13 protein-coding genes are annotated in these 19,673 nt (G+C 32.2%); 4 read left to right on the top strand and 9 right to left on the bottom strand.

Translation table 11 applies throughout. From position 1 onward, the window contains the following. Positions 1-311: 311 nt before the first annotated feature. Together IEV63_RS03085 and IEV63_RS03080 are read right to left on the bottom strand one after the other, a co-directional pair. Positions 312-1,661 (bottom strand): vanadium-dependent haloperoxidase, encoded by a 1,350-nt coding sequence (locus tag IEV63_RS03085; protein ID WP_188405293.1) that lies wholly within the window; start codon positions 1,659-1,661, stop codon positions 312-314. After that, entirely contained in the window at positions 1,661-4,897 is a 3,237-nt protein-coding gene (locus IEV63_RS03080) for a VCBS repeat-containing protein (protein WP_188405292.1), read from the bottom strand. Before IEV63_RS03080 ends, IEV63_RS03085 begins: the two co-directional genes overlap by 1 nt. Positions 4,898-5,319: 422 nt before the next feature. Here IEV63_RS03080 and IEV63_RS03075 point away from each other — a divergent pair, with 422 nt between their 5' ends. The 4 genes from IEV63_RS03075 to IEV63_RS03060 all read left to right on the top strand — a co-directional run bounded on the left by IEV63_RS03075 (position 5,320) and on the right by IEV63_RS03060 (position 11,949). Continuing rightward, the gene (locus IEV63_RS03075) at positions 5,320-6,621 is read left to right on the top strand and encodes a TolC family protein (RefSeq protein WP_188405291.1); all 1,302 of its coding nucleotides are present in this window, start codon (positions 5,320-5,322) and stop codon (positions 6,619-6,621) included. Positions 6,622-6,752: 131 nt separating this feature from the next. After that, positions 6,753-7,823 carry an efflux RND transporter periplasmic adaptor subunit gene (locus IEV63_RS03070; RefSeq protein ID WP_188405290.1) on the top strand — a complete coding sequence of 357 codons (1,071 nt, stop codon included), beginning with the start codon at positions 6,753-6,755 and terminating at the stop codon, positions 7,821-7,823. Positions 7,824-8,005: 182 nt separating this feature from the next. Next, positions 8,006-11,260, top strand: a complete 3,255-nt coding sequence (locus IEV63_RS03065; RefSeq protein WP_188405289.1) for an efflux RND transporter permease subunit — start codon at positions 8,006-8,008, stop codon at positions 11,258-11,260. Positions 11,261-11,385: 125 nt separating this feature from the next. Continuing rightward, the gene (locus IEV63_RS03060; protein ID WP_188405288.1) at positions 11,386-11,949 is read left to right on the top strand and encodes a TolC family protein; all 564 of its coding nucleotides are present in this window, start codon (positions 11,386-11,388) and stop codon (positions 11,947-11,949) included. A 422-nt stretch (positions 11,950-12,371) separates the two neighbouring features. On the opposite strand, the gene IEV63_RS03055 is transcribed toward IEV63_RS03060, so the two are convergent. From IEV63_RS03055 to IEV63_RS03025, 7 genes are all read right to left on the bottom strand, one after another. Continuing rightward, positions 12,372-13,628, bottom strand: coding sequence for an NAD(P)/FAD-dependent oxidoreductase (locus IEV63_RS03055; RefSeq protein ID WP_188405287.1), 1,257 nt, complete (start codon positions 13,626-13,628; stop codon positions 12,372-12,374). 160 nt (positions 13,629-13,788) lie between these two features. Continuing rightward, positions 13,789-14,472 carry an aspartate/glutamate racemase family protein gene (locus IEV63_RS03050; protein ID WP_188405286.1) on the bottom strand — a complete coding sequence of 228 codons (684 nt, stop codon included), beginning with the start codon at positions 14,470-14,472 and terminating at the stop codon, positions 13,789-13,791. Positions 14,473-14,542: 70 nt separating this feature from the next. After that, positions 14,543-15,364 (bottom strand): carbonic anhydrase, encoded by an 822-nt coding sequence (locus IEV63_RS03045; RefSeq protein WP_188405285.1) that lies wholly within the window; start codon positions 15,362-15,364, stop codon positions 14,543-14,545. Next, a complete protein-coding gene (locus IEV63_RS03040) occupies positions 15,354-16,346 on the bottom strand; it encodes a c-type heme family protein (protein ID WP_188405284.1) in 993 nt (330 codons plus the stop codon). Before IEV63_RS03040 ends, IEV63_RS03045 begins: the two co-directional genes overlap by 11 nt. 124 nt (positions 16,347-16,470) lie before the next feature. Further along, on the bottom strand, positions 16,471-17,142 hold the full coding sequence (locus IEV63_RS03035) for a peroxiredoxin (RefSeq protein ID WP_188405283.1): 672 nt from the start codon (positions 17,140-17,142) through the stop codon (positions 16,471-16,473). Positions 17,143-17,288: 146 nt separating this feature from the next. After that, positions 17,289-18,698 (bottom strand): MBL fold metallo-hydrolase, encoded by a 1,410-nt coding sequence (locus IEV63_RS03030; protein ID WP_188405282.1) that lies wholly within the window; start codon positions 18,696-18,698, stop codon positions 17,289-17,291. Between the two features lie 57 nt (positions 18,699-18,755). Then, a complete protein-coding gene (locus tag IEV63_RS03025; protein ID WP_188405281.1) occupies positions 18,756-19,559 on the bottom strand; it encodes a sulfite exporter TauE/SafE family protein in 804 nt (267 codons plus the stop codon). Between the last annotated feature and the right edge of the window lie 114 nt (positions 19,560-19,673).

The following is a 19,673-nucleotide window of genomic DNA, read 5'->3' as shown; positions in this document are numbered from 1 at the left end:
GTTTTAGTTACTTTTTTATAACAATTTTTAAAAGAACTACCCTACCTTATTTTTAATATTTTATTTAGAAAACTGTTTGTAATTAATAACATAACTACAACTTAATAAAATCTAATATTGTTTTGAATACAATTACGAATTCTGCTTAGATTGCTATAAAAAGAAAAAAGATTATAATTTTAAATCTTTTTTTGATTATCAATATTTTTAAAACTTAAACTTATAATTAAAGTTAATTTTATGTAATTCTTACAATAAAAAGATTTGGATAAAGAAAGTATTTAATCCAAATTGTAAAGAAAATATTGGATTTATAGATGATTATTTTTTTTAATAAACTCAAGTTGATTGTTTACCCATTTCCCAATGGCAACACCTTGAATCTTCCCTTCATAAACTGCAGATTGATAATGAATTCCGCCATACATTCGGCTAATCGCTGCTTCGCTTGCAGCATGTTCAAAAGATTCAAATTCTCTTACGGGTAAACCATAAGGCAATTCTGTATTATCTAGAAAAGTGAATTTATCGCCAAAAATATCTGTTAAAACTTCTGCTGCAGCCGAAGATACAACTGAATGACCACTAGTATATTCAGGAAAAGGTGGTGTTTGTAAAATCGGTGTCCAATCCGGATCTATAAATTCTACTATTAAAGTTTCTGGTCGCACTAAATTACTTCTATATTTTTCGTCCCAACAGCTAATAAAAGCATCGGCAATTGCTATGCTAGTTTTGGTATGTGCAAATACAGTTTTTCGCAAATCAGCTTCTGTTAAGTTTGCAGCAATTTTACAGATGCCAACCCAATGTGCCCCTGGTGTTATTTTTTTTTCAGCAAACATAAAATGACCTTTATTAACACTTACAAATGGGTTACAATCCCAAAAGCGGGCAATAGCAATTTCTTCACTTTCATTGCCATGTTCTCTTATTCTATTTACTTCGTTGTAAACTGATATTAATTCTTTATAAAATAAGCTTTCAAGTTTCATTGAAAATTCGGGATGGGCTTGCGGTTGAAATTGACTAGCCGAATCTAAAGTAAATGGTCTAAGTTTATTCCAATTAGGCTCAATGCCTTTCATATAAGCTGGCGGTGTAGGTTTCCATGCACTTGGTGTATTATTAAAGATATTGTAATCCTGCATAGTTCGGGTTTCAGCATAAGCATCTTTTTGCATCCAATCGATTACCTGTTTAGAAACTTCTAATCCATAGTCCTTTGAATATTCAAATTCGCTCTTATTTATTTTTTCCCAATTTGTGTAAAGGCTGTCTCTGTAGTGTAAAATCATTTCACCCGAAAAAACCAACTCTTTTGCAACATCTAAATAGGCAATTAAAGCGGCTAAATTATAATTTACTTCGCTTGAGTTAGGGACAAGATGCAAAGCTTCAAAATTAGTAAGCTGTCCTGTTAAAGAATGGTAAGTTGAATTTTTAGGGTTTGAATTTAAAGTTTCGTAAGCTGCAATATTTGGATAAACATATATTCGACTAGCTACAGGAGGAGAGAAAATATCATGAATCATAACTTCCGTTAAAACATCCATCGCAGCATGATAATCAGACCTTTCAACTGAAATAGGTTGTTTTTCTTTGTTACAAGCCAACAAACACAAAGTGAATAAGAAATATGTAATTCTATGCAATTTCATTATTTAAAAGAATACGTTTTTAATGCTTGATTGTTACTTAATATCAATAAAATGTTTTCATTTTTCATGGGTATAACCTGTAAGTGTTTTACTTGTTCATGAAGTGGCTTAAGGCCAAACTCAGATAGCAAATCAAATTCTTTATCATTTTTTAACAACAAACCTTTCAACGAATTGTAAGCACCATGATAGGTATTCATTTTGTAAGAATTTCCACCAAAAAGGAGTTGATTAGTAGAGTTTAACTTAATTTCTGAAATAGTATTTATAGGTGCTAATTGAAATTCTTTATCCAAAGGAATAAAACTGCTAAAAGTGCCATTATTATTTTTTAAGTAACCAGAAGCTAAGACATCAACTCGGTAAACTTTAGCTTTTTGTATAGCTTCTTTGGTAAGCACATCTTCTACCAATTGACCTGCCATGCTGTTGTGGTCTTTAAATCGTTTACTAATAACATTCATTTGTCCAGCTAATTCGTCTTTGGTGTTTAAAGGATAATAACTTCCATTGTGGTTATAAGCCAATACCGTTTCTTCAACTCCGTTATTATCAAAATCTGAATGATACATAAGTAAAGAATCATCAAAATTTAAATTAAACTTAGTGTTTAAGCCATAATTACCAAGAACTATATCTTTTTGACCATCTGTATCTACATCAAAAAAAGCTAATGTTTGCCATAAACCATTTAATTGCTCTGGTATTTCGACAGCTGTTAATTGCCCTTGGTTATTCAAAAACAAATAAGGCCGATCCCATTCGGTAGTAACAACTAAATCTTTAATTCCATCAGAATTTAAATCTATCCATTTAGCATCAGTTACTCTAGATTGCAATTTAAAATTGGGATCTTTTGAAAAACTTCCATCTCCATGGTTTATTAAGATGTAAGATATTGGAGTTTCACCAAAGTTTCCTTGAGTAGCATAATTGCCAACAAACAAATCATCATCTCCATCCTGGTCATAATCATAAGCAATAAGGCTTGATGTAATGGCTGAGTTTTCGGGTATTAAGTTTTCAGTTTTATCGAAAACACCTTGATGGTTTATATATAAGCGATCGGCTAAATACCTTGCATTTTTATTTGCTCCAGAAGCAAGATATAAATCTAAATCTCCATCTTGATCAATATCTATAAATACAGCCGCATTATCTTCAAAATGTGAATCTTCAGTAAAAACATACTGATTCGATTTGGTAAACTTGGTCCCTGAATTTAAATACAACTCGGCAGGTTTACCTGCTGCATTCCCAATTAACACATCAACAAAACCATTTGCTGTAATATCGCCAATTGCTAAAGCTGGCCCTAAAGTAGAAACTTTATAAGGAATTAATTTTTCTTCAGCAAAATCGTTGTAATCATCTTCTTGATGAGTATATGCAATTGCATTGGTTTCTTTGAAGATTAAATTAGTATCTCTTTTTTCATCAGTAGATGCATACATTTCTCCAGTTGATTTGTAATCAATTTCTAAAGTGGTATTTAGCTCTGGATTAAGTACAACCTGCCTTTCGTTATTAGGCCAAATAATTTGTAAAGAATCTGCCGTTGTATTGCCCAATCCAAAATGTAATTTTGCTTCAACCGATGATAAAAAGCCTCTAGCAGTGAACAATTGTTTTAACTGAGTTTTTTCTTGGCTATAAACCATAGCTTTTGCACCAATTGCATTTCGATTTGAAGAAAGGTAATTCAGTTTTAAATCTAAATAATTACCACTTTCAGTTGAAGTATTTTCATAAACTGAAGCTGTTTCATTAAAGTTATTAGTTACCAAATCTAAATCGCCATCCAAATCTAAATCTACATAAACAGCTCCGTTAGAAAGTTTGGGTTGATTGCTAATCCAGTTTCCTGTTTTATCTAAAAAATTAACCGAATTACCTTTATATATTTTATTAGCCACGTTTCCACTTGGCATTTTATCAATGGAATTATATAACCATTTTAAACCTTCAGCTTCAGATTTTCCTCTAAATGCGCTAGAAACGTATTTTTTAAAATCTAAGCTATTGGGTCTTCTGTAAATTCCATTTGAAATAAATAAATCTTGGTGCATATCATTATTAAAATCCGCAAATAATGCAGCCCAACTCCAATCGGTATCAGCTATTTCTTGTAAAAGTGCTTCTTCGGTAAAAAATTCACCATTTCTGTTAATTTGAAGCATATTTCTAGAATATTGGTCTTTATACCCCATTTTTTTTAAATGCGCTTGCATATTAAACATTGCGTCATCACCTTCGGTAGATTTTAATAAGTATTCTTCTTCTGGTAACATATCTAAGCTTATTAAATCTTGAAAGCCATCGCCATTAATATCGGCAGCATCGCTTCCCATAGAAAACCTACTTATGGTAGAAAAAGATTCATTTAAGCTTTCGGTAAAAGTTCCATCTTGATTGTTGATGTAGTAATAATCGTCTTCATGAAAATCGTTACAAACATAAATATCGTCCCAGCCATCATTATTAAAATCAGCTAAAGTTGCGCTAAGTCCATAGCCATTTATTCCACCGTAAATATTGGCTTCTTCAGATACATCATTAAAATAACCATCGTCGTTTCTTAAAAGCATATCGCCTACAAAGTCAACACGTTTTTCTCTTAGGCTTGCTTTACCATGCGATAAATTGGTGTGTACTGCATGATTAACAATATACACATCTAAATCGCCATCCTTATCATAATCGAAAAAATAAGCTTGTGTAGAATAAGCTTCAATGGCTAAGCCATAGGCTTTTGCACTTTCTGTGAATGTACCATCGCCGTTATTGATGTATAATTCATTGTGCCCTTTAAAATCTAATAAGCCTGAAACCGCACAAACATAAATATCCAACAATCCGTCTTGATTAATATCTACCATACTAACTCCAGTTTGCCAACTCGAATTGCCTGTTATTTGAGCTTGTTCTGAAACATCCTTAAATTTAAAATTCCCTTCATTTACATATAACTTATTTTCTCCCGAATTGGCTACAAAAAACAAATCGGGTAAGCCATCTCCATTTATATCTCCTGTGGCAACTCCTGCCCCATTGTAATAATAAATGTAATTGATAATGCTGTGTTCTTCATCTTCAAATACTAAATTTTGAAAATCTATTCCTGTTTGTTCTGTTTGAAGCTCGTTCAATAAAAAATATGGTTTTTCTTTCTTAATAGCATCTGGAGTGCATCCGATTAGAATTAAAAAAGCAAATGTTGTGTTAATAAAACGCATAAATAAACTATAAGTTAACACAAACTTACAAAAACACAAGTATTAAAGCTAAATTTGGTTAAAGTTTATTACTTCATACAATAATTAAAATACCCTATAAAAAGTTGACATTAAACTACATTTAAAGCAAAATAAATTGATTTATACCTTAAGCTATTTAGCAAGTTGTTAATTTACATAAACTCTTACAGATATTTTTTTTAAAAAAACTATTATTCATTAAAAGTTCAAAGCCATTTTACTACAAATTGAATAATAAAACTTTCAAATATGTAGTACAAACATGGAAGTGATTATTCGATATAAGCATTTACAAAAAATTGATAAAAATCAATTTTTTTAACATTTCAAAAAGGGTAGTAACAAATGTTACCTATAAGTCTGTTCTATCATTTTAAATTTGCATTATAAATTAACGTGATATGAAACATTATTTAATAAAAACAATCTTGTTCTTGCTGTTTACCACTTTGGGCTTTTCACAAAAAACAATTGGTTTAGATGAGTTTAAAAGTAAGGTAGAGCAAAACAACAGAAAATTACAAGCCAACGAACAAGAATATTTGCAAATGAAGGCAGAATACCGTGAAACCAACGCGGCATTTCTTCCGCAGTTAAGTGCATCGCATACCGCCTACCGAACAGATAATCCTGTTATGGCGTTTGGTACTTTATTAAACCAAGGTATATTTTCAGAAAGTGACTTTGCCATAGATAACCTAAATAATCCTTCGGCCATTACAAACTTTGTAAGCACTTTTCAAGTAGAACAACCCTTGATTAATTTAGATAAGTTAGTTATGCGTTCAGCTTTAAAAGATAGAGCCGATGCTCAATTAGAACAAAATACCTTTAAAAAAGATGCTTTGTTTTTGCAAGCCGAGCGTTTGTACATGCAATTACAACTGGCATATAAAAGCCTTGTAGTTTTAGAAAAATCTAAACTCACCGCTGAAGAGAATTTAAAAAGTATAGAAGATTTTTATACGGAAGGTTTACTAGTAAAATCTGATGTGCTGAGTGCAAAAGTTAGACTTAATGAAGTAGAAAATGCACTAAGTATAGCTAAAAACGAACTTCAATCTATTTCAGATTATATGTATTATATGATGAATGATGAAGGAAGCTTACTAGCACCTGCAGACAAACTACAGGTACATTTAAAGCTTAATGATCTAACAGAAAAACTGGAAGAAAGAAAGGATATACTAGCTATGGATTTAAGTGTAGATGCATACAAAAAAATGAAGCAGTCAGCTGGAAAGATGTACTTGCCAACGCTAAATGCTTTTGGGAATGTACAGTATTTTGATGAAGATTTATTAGGTACAGGAGCTGATAATTTTTTTGTTGGAGCCTCATTAAATTGGAATTTATTTGAAGGTGGAAGCCGAGTAGCTAAGAACCAAAAAATGAAAGCTCAACTTCAACAAGCTAAAATAGAAGCCGAAGACTACAAAGCTTCAGCTAAAGTTGAATTACAAAAAGCAAAGCGTAAACTCGAAGAAGCAGAAAATTTAATGAATAGAAATCAACTTTCATTAGAGCAAGCACTAGAAGCATTTCAAATTAGAAAAAACAGATTTGACGAAGGACTTGAAAGAGCAACCGATTTACTTAACGCAGAAGTTCGGTTAGCTAACCAAGAGTTACTTTACAATCAATCTATTTTTCAATTTAATTTAGCACAATTACAAGTTCAATTTTTAGGAAATACCAACTAAAGTAGCTTTGTTTCGTTTGCCTATTGCGGTTAAAATATGAATTACAAAGTAACAAGGAGCAGTAAGCAAGGATGCTCAAAAAATATTAATAAAATAAATTGCCTTATACTCAATACTTAATACCATTTAAAATGAATAAAATAATCTATACATTCGGAATACTAATTTTTACTTCTGGTCTGCTCATAAGCTGTGGAAGCAAAGAAGAACAACAAGTTAATGAAGTACCTAGTGTTCAAGTAAAACTTAGCAAACCTAGCACACAAGTTGCTAAAACCTTAAGTTTTAAAGGAAAAATTAAAGCTGCAGAATCTACGAGTATACGCACACGCGGTTCGAGTTTTGTTGAAGAAGTATATGTAAAAACAGGCGACCAAGTACGACAAGGCGATTTACTTATTCGCTTAAATAATACTGATTTACAAGCTAAAAAAGCACAAGTTGAAGCACAAATTCAGCAAATTAATGCGCAACTAAACAATACACAACGCGATGTAAAACGTTATCAAAATTTATACGAAAAGCAAAGTATTTCTGCAAAAGAATTAGAAAACATAGAACTCCAATTGGTCTCTGTTAAAGCGCAAAAACAAGCGGCATTACAACAATTGCAAGAAGTAAATTCTGAAATGAAATATTACCAAATTAAAGCTCCTTTTAATGGGGTAATTACAGCTAAAAATGTTCAAAAAGGAGATTTAGCTAACCCACAACAAGCTATGCTTCAATTGGAAGGAAAGTCTGGTTTTGAAATAGAAGTTTTAGTTTCAGAACGCGATATTGATAATTTTCAACAGGGAGATTCGGCTGTAGTGCGTTTAGATGATGCGGATAGAAAATTAACTGCACTTATAAGTGAAGTAAGCTCTTCTTCTACCTCAACAGGAGGACAATATAAAGTGAAAGCAAGCATAACTAATACAAACAATGAAACTTTGTTTGCTGGTATGAATGCTAGTTTATCGCTAAAAACAGACCAACTTCGTAAAGGAATTTTTGTACCTAAAAACAGTATAATTAGAAGAGGAGAATTAAAAGGATTATATGTAGTAAGTCAACAGAACACAGCCCTATTGCGTTGGGTACGAGTAGGTGGTGTAGTTAATGAACACATTGAGATTTTAAGTGGATTAGCAGCCGACGAACAAATTATTATTTTGGGAGAATCTAAATTATATAATGGAATAAATATTTCGTACTAAATAATGAAGCTGCAGTGATCAAGTTTAAGGTTGAAGGAATTTTAAGTTTTAAAGACAAAATTGATAAGACTGAAATAATTTATTTAAACACTTTTTTCAGTTGTAAAGAATGTACTTGGTAAAAACAATTCACAAAAAGATATTTAATTCTTAGTACTTAGAACTATTAAAAAATGAAAAAAATGAAAAACGGTATAGCAGGAAAATTAGCTAATGCTTTTTTAACTTCAAAAATCACAGTTTTATTAATGGTGGTTTTTATGGGAGTAGGAATATATGCTACTTTATTAATTCCTAGAGAAGAAGAACCACAAATTGATGTGCCCATGGCAGATATCTTTGTTGGTTATCCGGGAGCCAGCCCAAAAGAAGTAGAAAACAGAGTTATCGTTCCATTAGAGCGAATAATTTCAAATATTCAAGGTGTAGAATATGTGTATTCTACTTCTATGAAAGAACAAGGAATGGTAATCGTACAATTTTATGTAGGCGAAGACATAGAGCGTTCGTATGTAAAGCTTCATAACGAAATTATGAAGCACATGGACATGATGCCCAAAGGAGTTACACAACCACTTATAAAAACACGTTCTATAGACGATGTGCCTGTTTTGGGTATTACACTTTTTAGCGAAAATTACGACGATTACCAACTGCATCAAATGGCCAACGAACTAATTGTTGAAATTGAAAAAGTAGAAAATGTTTCAACCACAAAAAATATAGGTGGAAGAAGTAAAGCGCTTCAAATTGAATTGGACCATCAGGAAATGGCTAATTATGGGTTAGATATATTAAAAGTAACTGAAATGATTCAGGCCAACCACATGCAATCTTCCAGTGGAAATATTCAAAAAAGTGACGAAGAGATTAAAATATCTACAGGTAATTACATTTCTAGACCAACAGATTTAAATGAATTAATTGTTGGAACACATCAACAACAACCCATTTATTTACATCAAATAGCTCATGTTTCAGAAGGACCTGAATCTGCCAAAAATTATGTAAGCTTTGGATATGGTGCTGCATCCAAATTAAAAAATGAAATACCATCAACTTATTCAGCTGTTACTATTTCTGTAGCCAAAAGAAAAGGCGCTGATGCTATGCAAGTGGCAGAAGCAGTTGTAAATCAAAAAGAACGCTGGGAAAAATACATTATTCCAGAAGATGTGCAAATGGAAGTTACCCGAAATTATGGAGAAACGGCATCCGATAAAGTGTCCGACTTATTATTCAACTTACTTAGTGCTATACTAGCTGTTACCATAGTTGTTATGCTTTCTATGGGTTGGCGTGGTGGTTTGGTGGTATTTATTTCAGTGCCAATTACTTTTGCATTAACCATGTTGAGTTATTATTTATTCGATTATACCTTAAACCGAATTACGCTTTTTGCTTTAATTTTTATTACCGGTATTGTTGTAGACGACTCCATTATTATTACCGAAAATATGCATCGGCATTTTAAAATGAAGAAAATGAGTTTGCGAAAAGCAGCAATCTATGCCATTAATGAAGTAGGTAACCCCACTATTTTAGCTGCTTTTATTGTTATAGCTTCAGTGCTTCCAATGGCATTTGTAAGCGGTTTAATGGGGCCTTACATGAGTCCTATGCCAATTGGTGCTTCTATTACTATGATTTTATCGTTATTTATAGCATTAACTATTGTACCTTACCTAGCTTACTATTTTTTAAAAGCCGATGGTAAACAATTAGTTGAAGGCGAAGATGAAAATACCGATGATTTTGAAGAAATAGAAAACGAGTCTGCAGCAGAAGAAGATAAAGATTTACAACAAACTAAAATCTATAAGCTGTATAATAAAATCCAACGTCCGATGCTAGAAAGCAGAACAAAACGCTGGGGTTTTATTGGAGGAATAACCTTGTTATTACTAGCATCTATAGTCTTGTTTTTAAACCAGTCTGTTTTAGTAAAAATGCTGCCATTTGATAATAAAAATGAGTTTCAAATTGTTATCGACCTGCCTGAAGGAACAACCTTAGAACGTACCAATGCAGTAACTCAAGAAATTATTGAGTATGTAAAAAGTAGACCAGAAGTTGTAAATTACCAAAGCTATGTAGGTACAGCTTCTCCAATAACATTTAATGGCTTAGTAAGGCATTACGATTTACGTAATGAGCCACGAATGGCCGATATACAGGTTAATATTACGCATAAAGACGAGCGAAGCGAGCAGAGTCATGATATTGCCAAATCGTTTAGAGAAGATGTCCAAAAAATTGGCAATCCATATGGAGCAAATATAAAAATTGTTGAAGTACCGCCTGGACCACCAGTTTTATCTACAATTGTAGCTGAAGTTTACGGCCCAAATTATAACGAACAAATTAATATTGCTAGAAATATTAAAAAAATTCTTAGCGAAACTCAAGATGTAGTAGATATTGATTGGAGAGTTGAAGCTGAACAAAAAGAATTACATTTTCAAGTTGATAGAGAACGAGCTAGCTTAGAAGGCATCGTTCCAGCACAGTTGGTTAAAGCTATGCAATTAAGCCTAGGTGAACACGCCATAGCACAAGCTTACAGAGAAAACGCTAACCAAACTGTAAACATTATATATAAAACTAAAAATAAAGACAAAGCTAATTTAGATGAGTTATTGAAATTTAAAGTAATTTCAGCTAAGGGCAACCCAGTAGAAATTGGCGATTTGGTAAAAGTTGTTGAACAACCTATAGAGAAAAGTATTTTCAGAAAAAACAAACGACCTGTAGTATATGTAACTGCAGAAATGGCTGGAGATTTAGAAAGTCCTGTTTATGCTATTTTAGGTATGGAAAAATACTTAAAAGATATTTATTTACCCGAAGGCTACTCTATAGAAGAGTTATATACAGAAATTCCAGTAGATACGGATAATTACAAAGTAAAATGGGATGGCGAATGGCAAATTACTTTAGAAGTATTTCGCGATTTAGGGATAGCATTTATCGGTGTAATCTTTATTATTTATATGCTAATTGTAGGTTGGTTCCAAAGCTTCCGCTCTCCTATTGTAATGATGATTGCCATTCCACTTTCGTTAGTTGGAATTATTTTAGCACATTGGATTTTTGACGCCTTTTTTACCGCTACATCTTTTATAGGTATGATTGCTCTAGCAGGAATTATGGTACGAAACTCGGTTTTGCTCATCGACTTTATTGAAATACGACTGAACGATGGCATTGCTTTTAAGCAAGCTATTATTGAAGCTGGAGCAGTACGAACAACTCCTATATTACTTACAGCAGGAACAGTAGTAATTGGAGCTGTTGCAATTTTATTCGATCCAATTTTTCAAGGCCTAGCGCTTTCACTTATGGGAGGAACCATTGTTTCTACTTTTTTAACATTATTGGTTGTTCCTTTGGTCTATTATGTGGTAATGAAAAAAAAATATGCTAAAAATGGCTAAATAAATTGATAAGAAAATTGTTTAAAGCCTGTTGTTAAAAAAACAACAGGCTTTTTTGTTAATAATAATATTGTACCCGAGACAAAATTATTAGATATCGATACAAGTTTACTATTGCTGTTAGTTTGCCTAGTAATTTACTTTTAAGAAGACCAGATGTTCTGGCAGCTGAAAAAAACTTAATTGCACAAAATGCCCTAACTGGATCTGCGTTGGTAAATATGTTTCCAAATATTAGTTTAACAGGCTTATTGGGTGGAGCTTCTAATGAATTATCAACACTTACTGATGGACCGTTGGCTTGGAATGTAGGTGGCTCTGTTTTAGGCCCATTGTTCAATTTTGGCCGTTTACAAAGGCAACTTAATATTGAAGAAAGTAAAACTAAACAGGCTCTCCTCTCCTACGAACGAACTGTCTTAAATGCATTTAGATCGGTTGAAGATGCCTTAATCGAAATTAAAACCTTAAAAGCACAAATGAATGCTAGACAAGACCGTTTGGAAGCTTCATTAAATGCGCAGTATTTATCTACCGAACGTTATGATAAAGGAGTAACTAGTTACTTAGAATTACTCGAATCGCAGCGTCAGGCTTTTGAATCTGAACTCAATTATACAGAAATACGAAGAGCACTACTTAATGCTTATGTAAATTTATACCGTGTTTTAGGTGGAGATTGGGATTAATACTTTCTAAAAATCATGAATGCAAATCTTGTTTAGTACCAAACTAAGTTTCTATTAGTATAAATTTATACAATAAATCAGAAAGAATAAGGGCGGAATAATGTGCTAATACCAATAGACTAAAAGTTAGTTTTTAATTGAAAGTCTATAAAGATACCTTAGGTTGAATTTGCTTTATTTTAAGTTAGTAAGTTATAGTGACCAAGGTTTAATCTGAAAAAGTCTGCCCCTGTCCCCGATAGAATGAAAAACCCGCAAAGCTAATAAGCTTAAAAAAGCCTTTACAAAAGAGCGAGCAGGCAAGCTCCTTTTGTAATTAGCTTTTTTTGCTTATGAGCTGCGTATTTGGAATGATAGCGGGAAAAAGACCCACAACAAAAATTCAATTAGTACTGCTTTTTAAATGAATTAAAGTACGAATTTTAAACGTTTTCTCCACGCATCATTTTATTCCAATATAAATAAGGAAGTCCGTATTTTTTTAGCATCCACAATCTCCAATGTTCTTTAGCAGAATTAAAAACAAGCATTTGCTTTAATTTAGGGTCTGGTGTAAAATTACCTTCATAATCGAATTCGGCTAAAGCCATTTTTCCATATCCAGTTACCAATGGACAAGACGAGTAGCCTTTGTAGCTTTTATTGGTTGCAGGTTTATTATTTATCATAAAAAATAAATTTTCTACAACAACAGGAACTTGTTTTCTTATGGCAGCACCTGTTTTTGCTGTTGGTAGTGCAGCAACGTCTCCTAAACCAAAAATATTAGGGTATGTATTGTGTTGTAAAGAGTTTATATTTACATCTAACCAACCTTCTTCGTTCACTAAATTAGATTCTTTTATAAACTTAGGTGCAGCTTGCGGCGGTGCTAAATGCAACATATCGAAAGGAACTTCTATATTGGTAATACCAGAAATTTTTTCTCCAATTTCTTTACTTTCGTTGGTTACACATTGGTTTTCGTCGTCTCCAACGTAATTAAAAGTTATAATTTTATTTTTAGTATCAATTTTTTGTGGTGCATAAAAAGGCTTAAAATGCATTCCGTATCGTTCTACTACTTTGGTTAATGTGTCTCTAATTTCTCTTACGCCAAATAATACAGACCCAGGTGTGGCAAAAACTACACGTGCATCGATATTGTTTTTCTTGAAATAATCTGCTGCCAAATAAGCAATTTTTTGGGGCGCACCACCGCATTTTATAGGAGTTGTAGGTTGGGTAAATATGGCGTTCCCACTTTTAAAGTTTTTGATAACTTCCCAAGTGTGTTTAGGATCTGTATAATTACTACAAACAACACCTTTATCTAAAGCTTCGGGTAAACCTTCAATTAATTCTGGTGCCATAACTAAACCTGGTGCTACTACTAAATATTCGTAGGTATAATCTCCATTAGATTTTGTAGACACTGTGTTCTGCTCTGCATTTATGCTTTGTGCGTAATCTTGTATCCAATCTGCACCTTTCGGAATTAATTCTTTTATAGGCTTTCCTGTGCTATCGTAATCGTAAGTTCCTGCTCCAACTAATGTCCAAGCTGGTTGATAGTAATGTGTATCTTTTGGGTCAATAATACCTACACTTAATTTAGGGTCTTTTTTTAGCAACTGAGCGGCAGTCATAATTCCTGCTGTACCAGCTCCAATAATGAGCACTTGATAATTCGATTTCATTTCAATAAATTTTTGAATGTTTCCAAATATATATTAAGATTTGCTTAACTTTTGTAACTATTGTTACATTGAGCTATAAAAACTACTGAATTTATAATTTGTTGAAGCTATTTATGCGAACTAATAAAAATTATAGCCATTATTATGCTAATTATACAATCTATTCACTTAAAATAAAATCTACTGCTTTCTGAATATGCAAATCTGTAGTATGTAGCATTGGGAGTTCTGTATCTTCATCTTTTAAAAGAATTGGAAGCTCAGTACAGCCTAAAATAACAGCATCGACATTTTGAGATTTAAAATCTTGTATTTGTTGTTTGTAAAAATCTCTTGCTTCTTCTGTAAATTTTCCTTGTGTTAGTTGAGTTGACACAAAATGATGCGATTGTTGTATGGCATCTTCTGTTGGAATTATGATTTTTAAATTGTGTTTTTGGGCTAATCTATCTTTTAAAAAAGATTTAGTTATTGTGGGTTTATTACCTAATAGAGCTAATTTATTATATCCCATTTTTTTTGCTTCTTCTGCAGTGGCATCTGCTATATGTAAAAAAGGAATAGCTATTTTAGGCTGAACATATGCTACAGCCATATGTGGTGTATTTGCGCAAATTAAAATAGCTTCTGCTCCAGCTTGTTGAAGTTTAGTAGCTACTTCTAAGTATTTTTGATGAATATCTTTGAGCACTTGCTTGCGCATTACATCGATATTTATTGAATAGAGAATTAATTCTGGATTTGAAGAAAGTCCTATCTTTTCGCTTATTTTTTGGTTTATATTTTTATAATATTCTACTGTAGAGTGCCAAGATGTGCCACCAATTAAACCTAGTTTTTTCATATATAATGTGTTATAAAATTAAAAACTGATGAATGTAATTATTTAGCTTTAACTTAATGAATTATTGAGATTAAAAAGCAGTTTGCAATATAGCTCTGCCATGATGCGGTTGCTCTTCTCGATAATTATTGATAGGCATTAAATATTTTAAAAGTTCAACTTGCTCTAAAGATATGCTAATTGATTCCTTAAAAATAATCCATCGTACTCCTTCAGTACAAGGTGGAGTAGTTAAAGAACCAACATAAGTATAGTAAGCTTTGTTTTGGGGCAAATTTAAATTCATATCAAATGCTTCATTAACAAGTTTTGTTTCGCCTTTTGCAATAGGTAAAAAACTTTCTAAAAAATCGAATGTTTTACTTGCTTTTCCTTCTTTTACTAGTATTTCAATTACCAAAAAATTCCCATTATTATTTTGATGAACAAGATGTATTGCTAATGGAAACCGAACTCCATCAATTGTGTGTTCTGCAGGTTCGTGAAAGTGAAATTGTTTAAGATGAAAGTTTTGGTTTTTAAAAACTAAATAATCTCCCGCTTCGAAATCGTATTGTATGGTATGGCCATTATTAACCACATCATGTAAAATTGTTTCTTTGGCATAATAAAAATCGATTGGTTTTAAACTAGTATCTGTTTTGTACTTTACAATGTTTACAGGCGATTGAAAATTTCCTGAACAAACCGAATTTTCTTCTAATTCTGCCCAGTGTTCAGGACCAGTCTCGCCTGTATACGACCAATCGGTGTGTTTTTGTATGTTTTCGGGCTGTAGATCATTGTCTTCTCTTTCAACAATGCCTTGTTCTGTTCGTTTGTTTTGGTTAGAATTACAACTCAAAATTAAAACAATACTAAAACTTAAAAATACGTACTTACTATTTTTCATTTTTTTCAAATTCAATACTCCAAATACCGCGAACTTCATTTATATCATATCCAATAGCTTTATCATTTGGATAGAGTTTTAATATCTTATTGTAGTTTTTTTGTGCAATATCTTCATTTGGTTTTCCATGGCATTTTAAACACATATCGTTTGTAAGAATCGGATAATAGAAATTAATCGAACTCGAATTCTCTTCTATAATAGGTTTTGGTTCTTTAGCTTCAGCAATTTGACTTTTAAAAAATTTAATGTGTTTTAATTCTGAAGAATTTGCAGCATTTAATGGGTTTCTATTTTTATCTGAAACTCGTTTAATTTGTGCCTGATGTACCTGAGCCATTGAATCGGTTATAGGCATGGCTTGAACATTGCAGAACTCTAATGCATGCAAAACTCCATTATTTTGTATTGCTCCCATTAAATTTTTACCAAGTTGGGCTTTGGTAGTTTTAGCATACTTCATGCCTATTGCTGTATAATCTTTGTCGTTAATTGCTTGGTTAGAAAGTTTTTTGCCCTTTTGGCTAAATTTTTCTCCGTGCTTTTCTTTCCAATGCGCTTTGAACCAATCGGGTTCCTCGATGTTATAACTAAAAATATAGGCTGCAATAGCTTCTATTTCTTCTTGGTTGTATTTTTGATAAGGCATTACTCCAAAACGTTTAACCGCTCCTTTAAGTTTAGCTTTTTGCTTAGTGGGCTGTTCTACAAAGTTCCAAATAGCTTGAATAAAGTGTTCTTTACTGGAAGCATCTTTAAGATACCTTGCCTTTATAGCAGCCATTGGCGGTCCAATTCTATTTTGTTCTGAAGATGTTGGGTTATGGCACAGGTAACATTTGTTTTCCATGTTTAGCTTTGCTGCTTTAGCCAATTCAACTTGAGGGTCTTCCGAATCTATTTTAGTATAATTGTTTTTCTTTTTGTCTGAATTGCAAGCCAACATACTAATCACCAGAGTAAATAAATAAACGTATTTCATCAAAAATATTTTGCATAAAATTATGAAAACTAAAACGGTATATAGGTAACATAAGTTACCTAAAGTAAAAAACCGTTTCATTTTACAGAAACGGTTTTTTTTACAAATATGATTAAATTTAGAATTAGTCAATTTGTTTTTTGGCTAAGTACCATGTAGTTTTTTCTACAGTATCATCTTTAATTCTAGCTTCGTAATCTTTCAAATTTTTTGGTGGTGGTACAATAGCTTTATCTCCTTTTTTCCAATCTAATGGACAAGCAACGCCATTTTTATCTGAAAACTGTAAAGCCTCTAAGGCTCTTAAAATTTCATCCATGTTTCTACCTATATTTAAGGGGTAGTACATGATTAATCTTATTTTTTTATTCGGGTCAATAAAGAAAACCGCTCTAACTGCAGCTGTTTCACTTTCGTTAGGTTGAAGCATTCCGTATAACTTAGATACTTTCATATCGATATCGGCAATAATTGGGAAATCCATATAAACCCCCGTGTTTTGCTTTACACTATCTACCCAACCAATATGAGAATGAATAGAATCGATACTTAAACCAAGTAACTCTGTATTTAGTGCTTCAAACTCAGCTTTTCTTTCAGCAAAACCACTCATTTCTGTCGTACAAACCGGTGTAAAATCTGCTGGGTGAGAAAACATAACAATCCATTTATCTTTTGCAAAATCTGATAATTGAATGTTTCCTTGTGTGGTTACTGCATTAAAATCTGGTGCTTTATCTCCAATTTTTGGCATTGTAAACACTTCTTTTTCTTGTAAACTTACATTATTTTCCATAATTAAAAACTTTTATTATTTCAAACAAAGATAAGTTTTTATTATAGTTACTTATGTAACTATAGTTACTTTTGACACAATTTTATAAAAAAAAAGAAGCCATCTTATTAGACAGCTTCTTACAAACTTAAACTACAATCAACAATTTATAAAGTAGACGGACAAACGTAATCGGTTACCTGCATACCTAATTCTTTTATTTTATCGAAACCACCTTCAATATTCGTTAAATTATGTATTCCCCTTTTTTTGAGCATTGAAGCAGCAATCATAGAACGATAACCGCCTGCACAATGCAAATAAAAATTTTTGGTTTTAGGAAATTCAGCCAAATGTTCGTTTAAAAAATCGAGTGGAGTATTTTCTGCATTTAGGAGACGTTCGGATAAATATTCTGTTTCCTTTCGTACATCAAATACGGGGATTTCGTTAGTTTCATAAATGTTTTTAAATTTTTCTGAAGTTATAGAATTTACACGATCATATTCTTTTGATGCTTTTTTCCAAGCTTCAAAACTTCCTTTTAAAACACCTAATGTTTGATCAAACCCAACTCGCGATAATCGTGTTACTGTTTCTTCTTCTCTTCCTTCTGGCGCAACAACAAGAATTGGCTGTTTTACATCAGCAATTAAAGTACCTACCCAGGGTGCAAAATTACCATCTAATCCTATAAAAACAGAACTAGGAATATGGCCTTTTGCAAAATCTGTTTCATTTCTTACGTCTAAAACCAAAGCACCAGTTTCATTAGCAGCAGCTTCAAATTCTGATGGATTTAACGCTTTTAAACCTCGATTTAAGACGGTATCGATGGATTCATAACCTTCTTTATTCATTTTTACATTAAGCGGAAAATACTGTGGTGGTGGTAATAAACCATCAGTAACTTCTTTAATGAATTCATCTTTAGTCATATCTTCTCTTAAGGCGTAATTCATTTGTTTTTGGTTACCTAGCGTATCTACGGTTTCCTTCATCATGTTTTTACCGCAAGCAGAACCAGCTCCGTGTCCAGGATAAATGGTTATACTATTAGGCAGAGGCATTATTTTGTTACGCAAACTATCGTATAAAGTTCCAGCTAGTTGCTCTTGCGTCATGTCTGCAGCTTTTTGCGCTAAATCTGGTCTTCCTACATCTCCTAAAAACAAGGTATCGCCAGTAAATAAGGCATGTTCTTTACCTTGTTCATCAAGCAATAAATAACTTGTACTTTCCATGGTATGACCTGGAGTATGCAGTACTTTAATTTGTAGATTACCTAATTTAAAAATTTCTTCATCTTTAGCTATATAAGCATCAAATGCAGTTTTTGCGTTAGGACCGTAAATTATTTTTGCTCCAGTTTTTTCAGCAAGTGTAATATGCCCACTTACAAAATCAGCGTGAAAATGTGTTTCAAATATATATTTAATAGTTGCGTTTTCTTTGTTAGCTTGATCTATATAAGATTGCACTTCTCTTAAGGGATCAATAATGGCAACTTCTCCATTACTTTCTATAAAATAAGCTCCTTGAGCTAAACATCCTGTATAAATTTGTTCAATTTTCATAATTTTATTTTTTAATATTAATGTATAGGTTTTTGTTGCTTGGTATCTTTAATTAGATTATTCATTTAACAAGTTATAGAAAATGAAAATACCCATGACTACCAAAAACCAACCAAATCCTTTTTTCAACTTTTCTCCGTCGATATATTTGTTTAACCAAATTCCTAAAAATATTCCAACTGCTGCTAATGCGGTAAAGATGCCTAAGAAAAACCAATCTATCTCGTAATTTTGTACATCCCCAAGAAAGCCGATTAATGATTTCACAGAAATTATTAATAAAGATGTGGCTACTGCTTTTTTCATAGGCAATTTAGCTAACAGAACTAAGGCTGGAATAATTAAAAATCCACCACCTGCTCCAACTATTCCAGTGATTACTCCTACTACAACACCTTCTACTATAATTAGCGGAAAGTTGTAGCTAATTTTTTCTTCAGGTTTTTCTTGTGTTTTCTTCTTATCACGTATCATCGAAACAGAAGCAAGCAACATAATAAGAGCAAAAAATGCCATGATTGCAATGTTTTTTGTCACTTCGAAGTCTCCTATAAAAAATAAACTTTCTGGTATTGCAGGAACTAAATACATTCGGGTAGAATACACTGCAATAAAAGCAGGGATAGCGAATACAATAGCCGTTTTAAAATCGACTAATTTTTTTTGAATATTTCTTATAGCGCCAAAAAGAGCAGATAAACCAACAATAAACAAAGAATATGCTGTTGCCAATACAGGATTAACTCCAAACATATAGACTAAAATAGGCACTGTAAGAATGGAACCGCCGCCACCTATTAATCCTAAAACAACGCCTATAATTAAAGCGCCAACGTATCCTAGTATTTCTATAATCTCCATAAATTGCATTTAGTTTTGGCAAAACTAAGCTCATTATAGATTATTGAAAGTAACTTGGGTTACAATTACTTAAATTTATTGAATAAAAATTAAATGTTAAATAAAGAGCTACTT

This window comes from Psychroflexus salis (assembly GCF_014640175.1).
GTDB classification, from domain to species: Bacteria; Bacteroidota; Bacteroidia; order Flavobacteriales; family Flavobacteriaceae; genus Psychroflexus; species Psychroflexus salis.
Note: the sequence above shows the minus strand (reverse complement) of the source record. Positions and strands in the feature narration are given on the sequence as shown.

Excerpts from the sequence above, each read along its gene's own strand:
- IEV63_RS03085 (WP_188405293.1), bottom strand. The coding sequence starts at position 1,661 with ATGAAATTGCATAGAATTACATATTTCTTATTCACTTTGTGTTTGTTG.
- IEV63_RS03080 (WP_188405292.1), bottom strand. The coding sequence starts at position 4,897 with ATGCGTTTTATTAACACAACATTTGCTTTTTTAATTCTAATCGGATGC.
- IEV63_RS03075 (WP_188405291.1), top strand. The coding sequence starts at position 5,320 with ATGAAACATTATTTAATAAAAACAATCTTGTTCTTGCTGTTTACCACT.
- IEV63_RS03070 (WP_188405290.1), top strand. The coding sequence starts at position 6,753 with ATGAATAAAATAATCTATACATTCGGAATACTAATTTTTACTTCTGGT.
- IEV63_RS03065 (WP_188405289.1), top strand. The coding sequence starts at position 8,006 with ATGAAAAACGGTATAGCAGGAAAATTAGCTAATGCTTTTTTAACTTCA.
- IEV63_RS03055 (WP_188405287.1), bottom strand. The coding sequence starts at position 13,628 with ATGAAATCGAATTATCAAGTGCTCATTATTGGAGCTGGTACAGCAGGA.
- IEV63_RS03050 (WP_188405286.1), bottom strand. The coding sequence starts at position 14,472 with ATGAAAAAACTAGGTTTAATTGGTGGCACATCTTGGCACTCTACAGTA.
- IEV63_RS03045 (WP_188405285.1), bottom strand. The coding sequence starts at position 15,364 with ATGAAAAATAGTAAGTACGTATTTTTAAGTTTTAGTATTGTTTTAATT.
- IEV63_RS03040 (WP_188405284.1), bottom strand. The coding sequence starts at position 16,346 with ATGAAATACGTTTATTTATTTACTCTGGTGATTAGTATGTTGGCTTGC.
- IEV63_RS03035 (WP_188405283.1), bottom strand. The coding sequence starts at position 17,142 with ATGGAAAATAATGTAAGTTTACAAGAAAAAGAAGTGTTTACAATGCCA.
- IEV63_RS03030 (WP_188405282.1), bottom strand. The coding sequence starts at position 18,698 with ATGAAAATTGAACAAATTTATACAGGATGTTTAGCTCAAGGAGCTTAT.
- IEV63_RS03025 (WP_188405281.1), bottom strand. The coding sequence starts at position 19,559 with ATGGAGATTATAGAAATACTAGGATACGTTGGCGCTTTAATTATAGGC.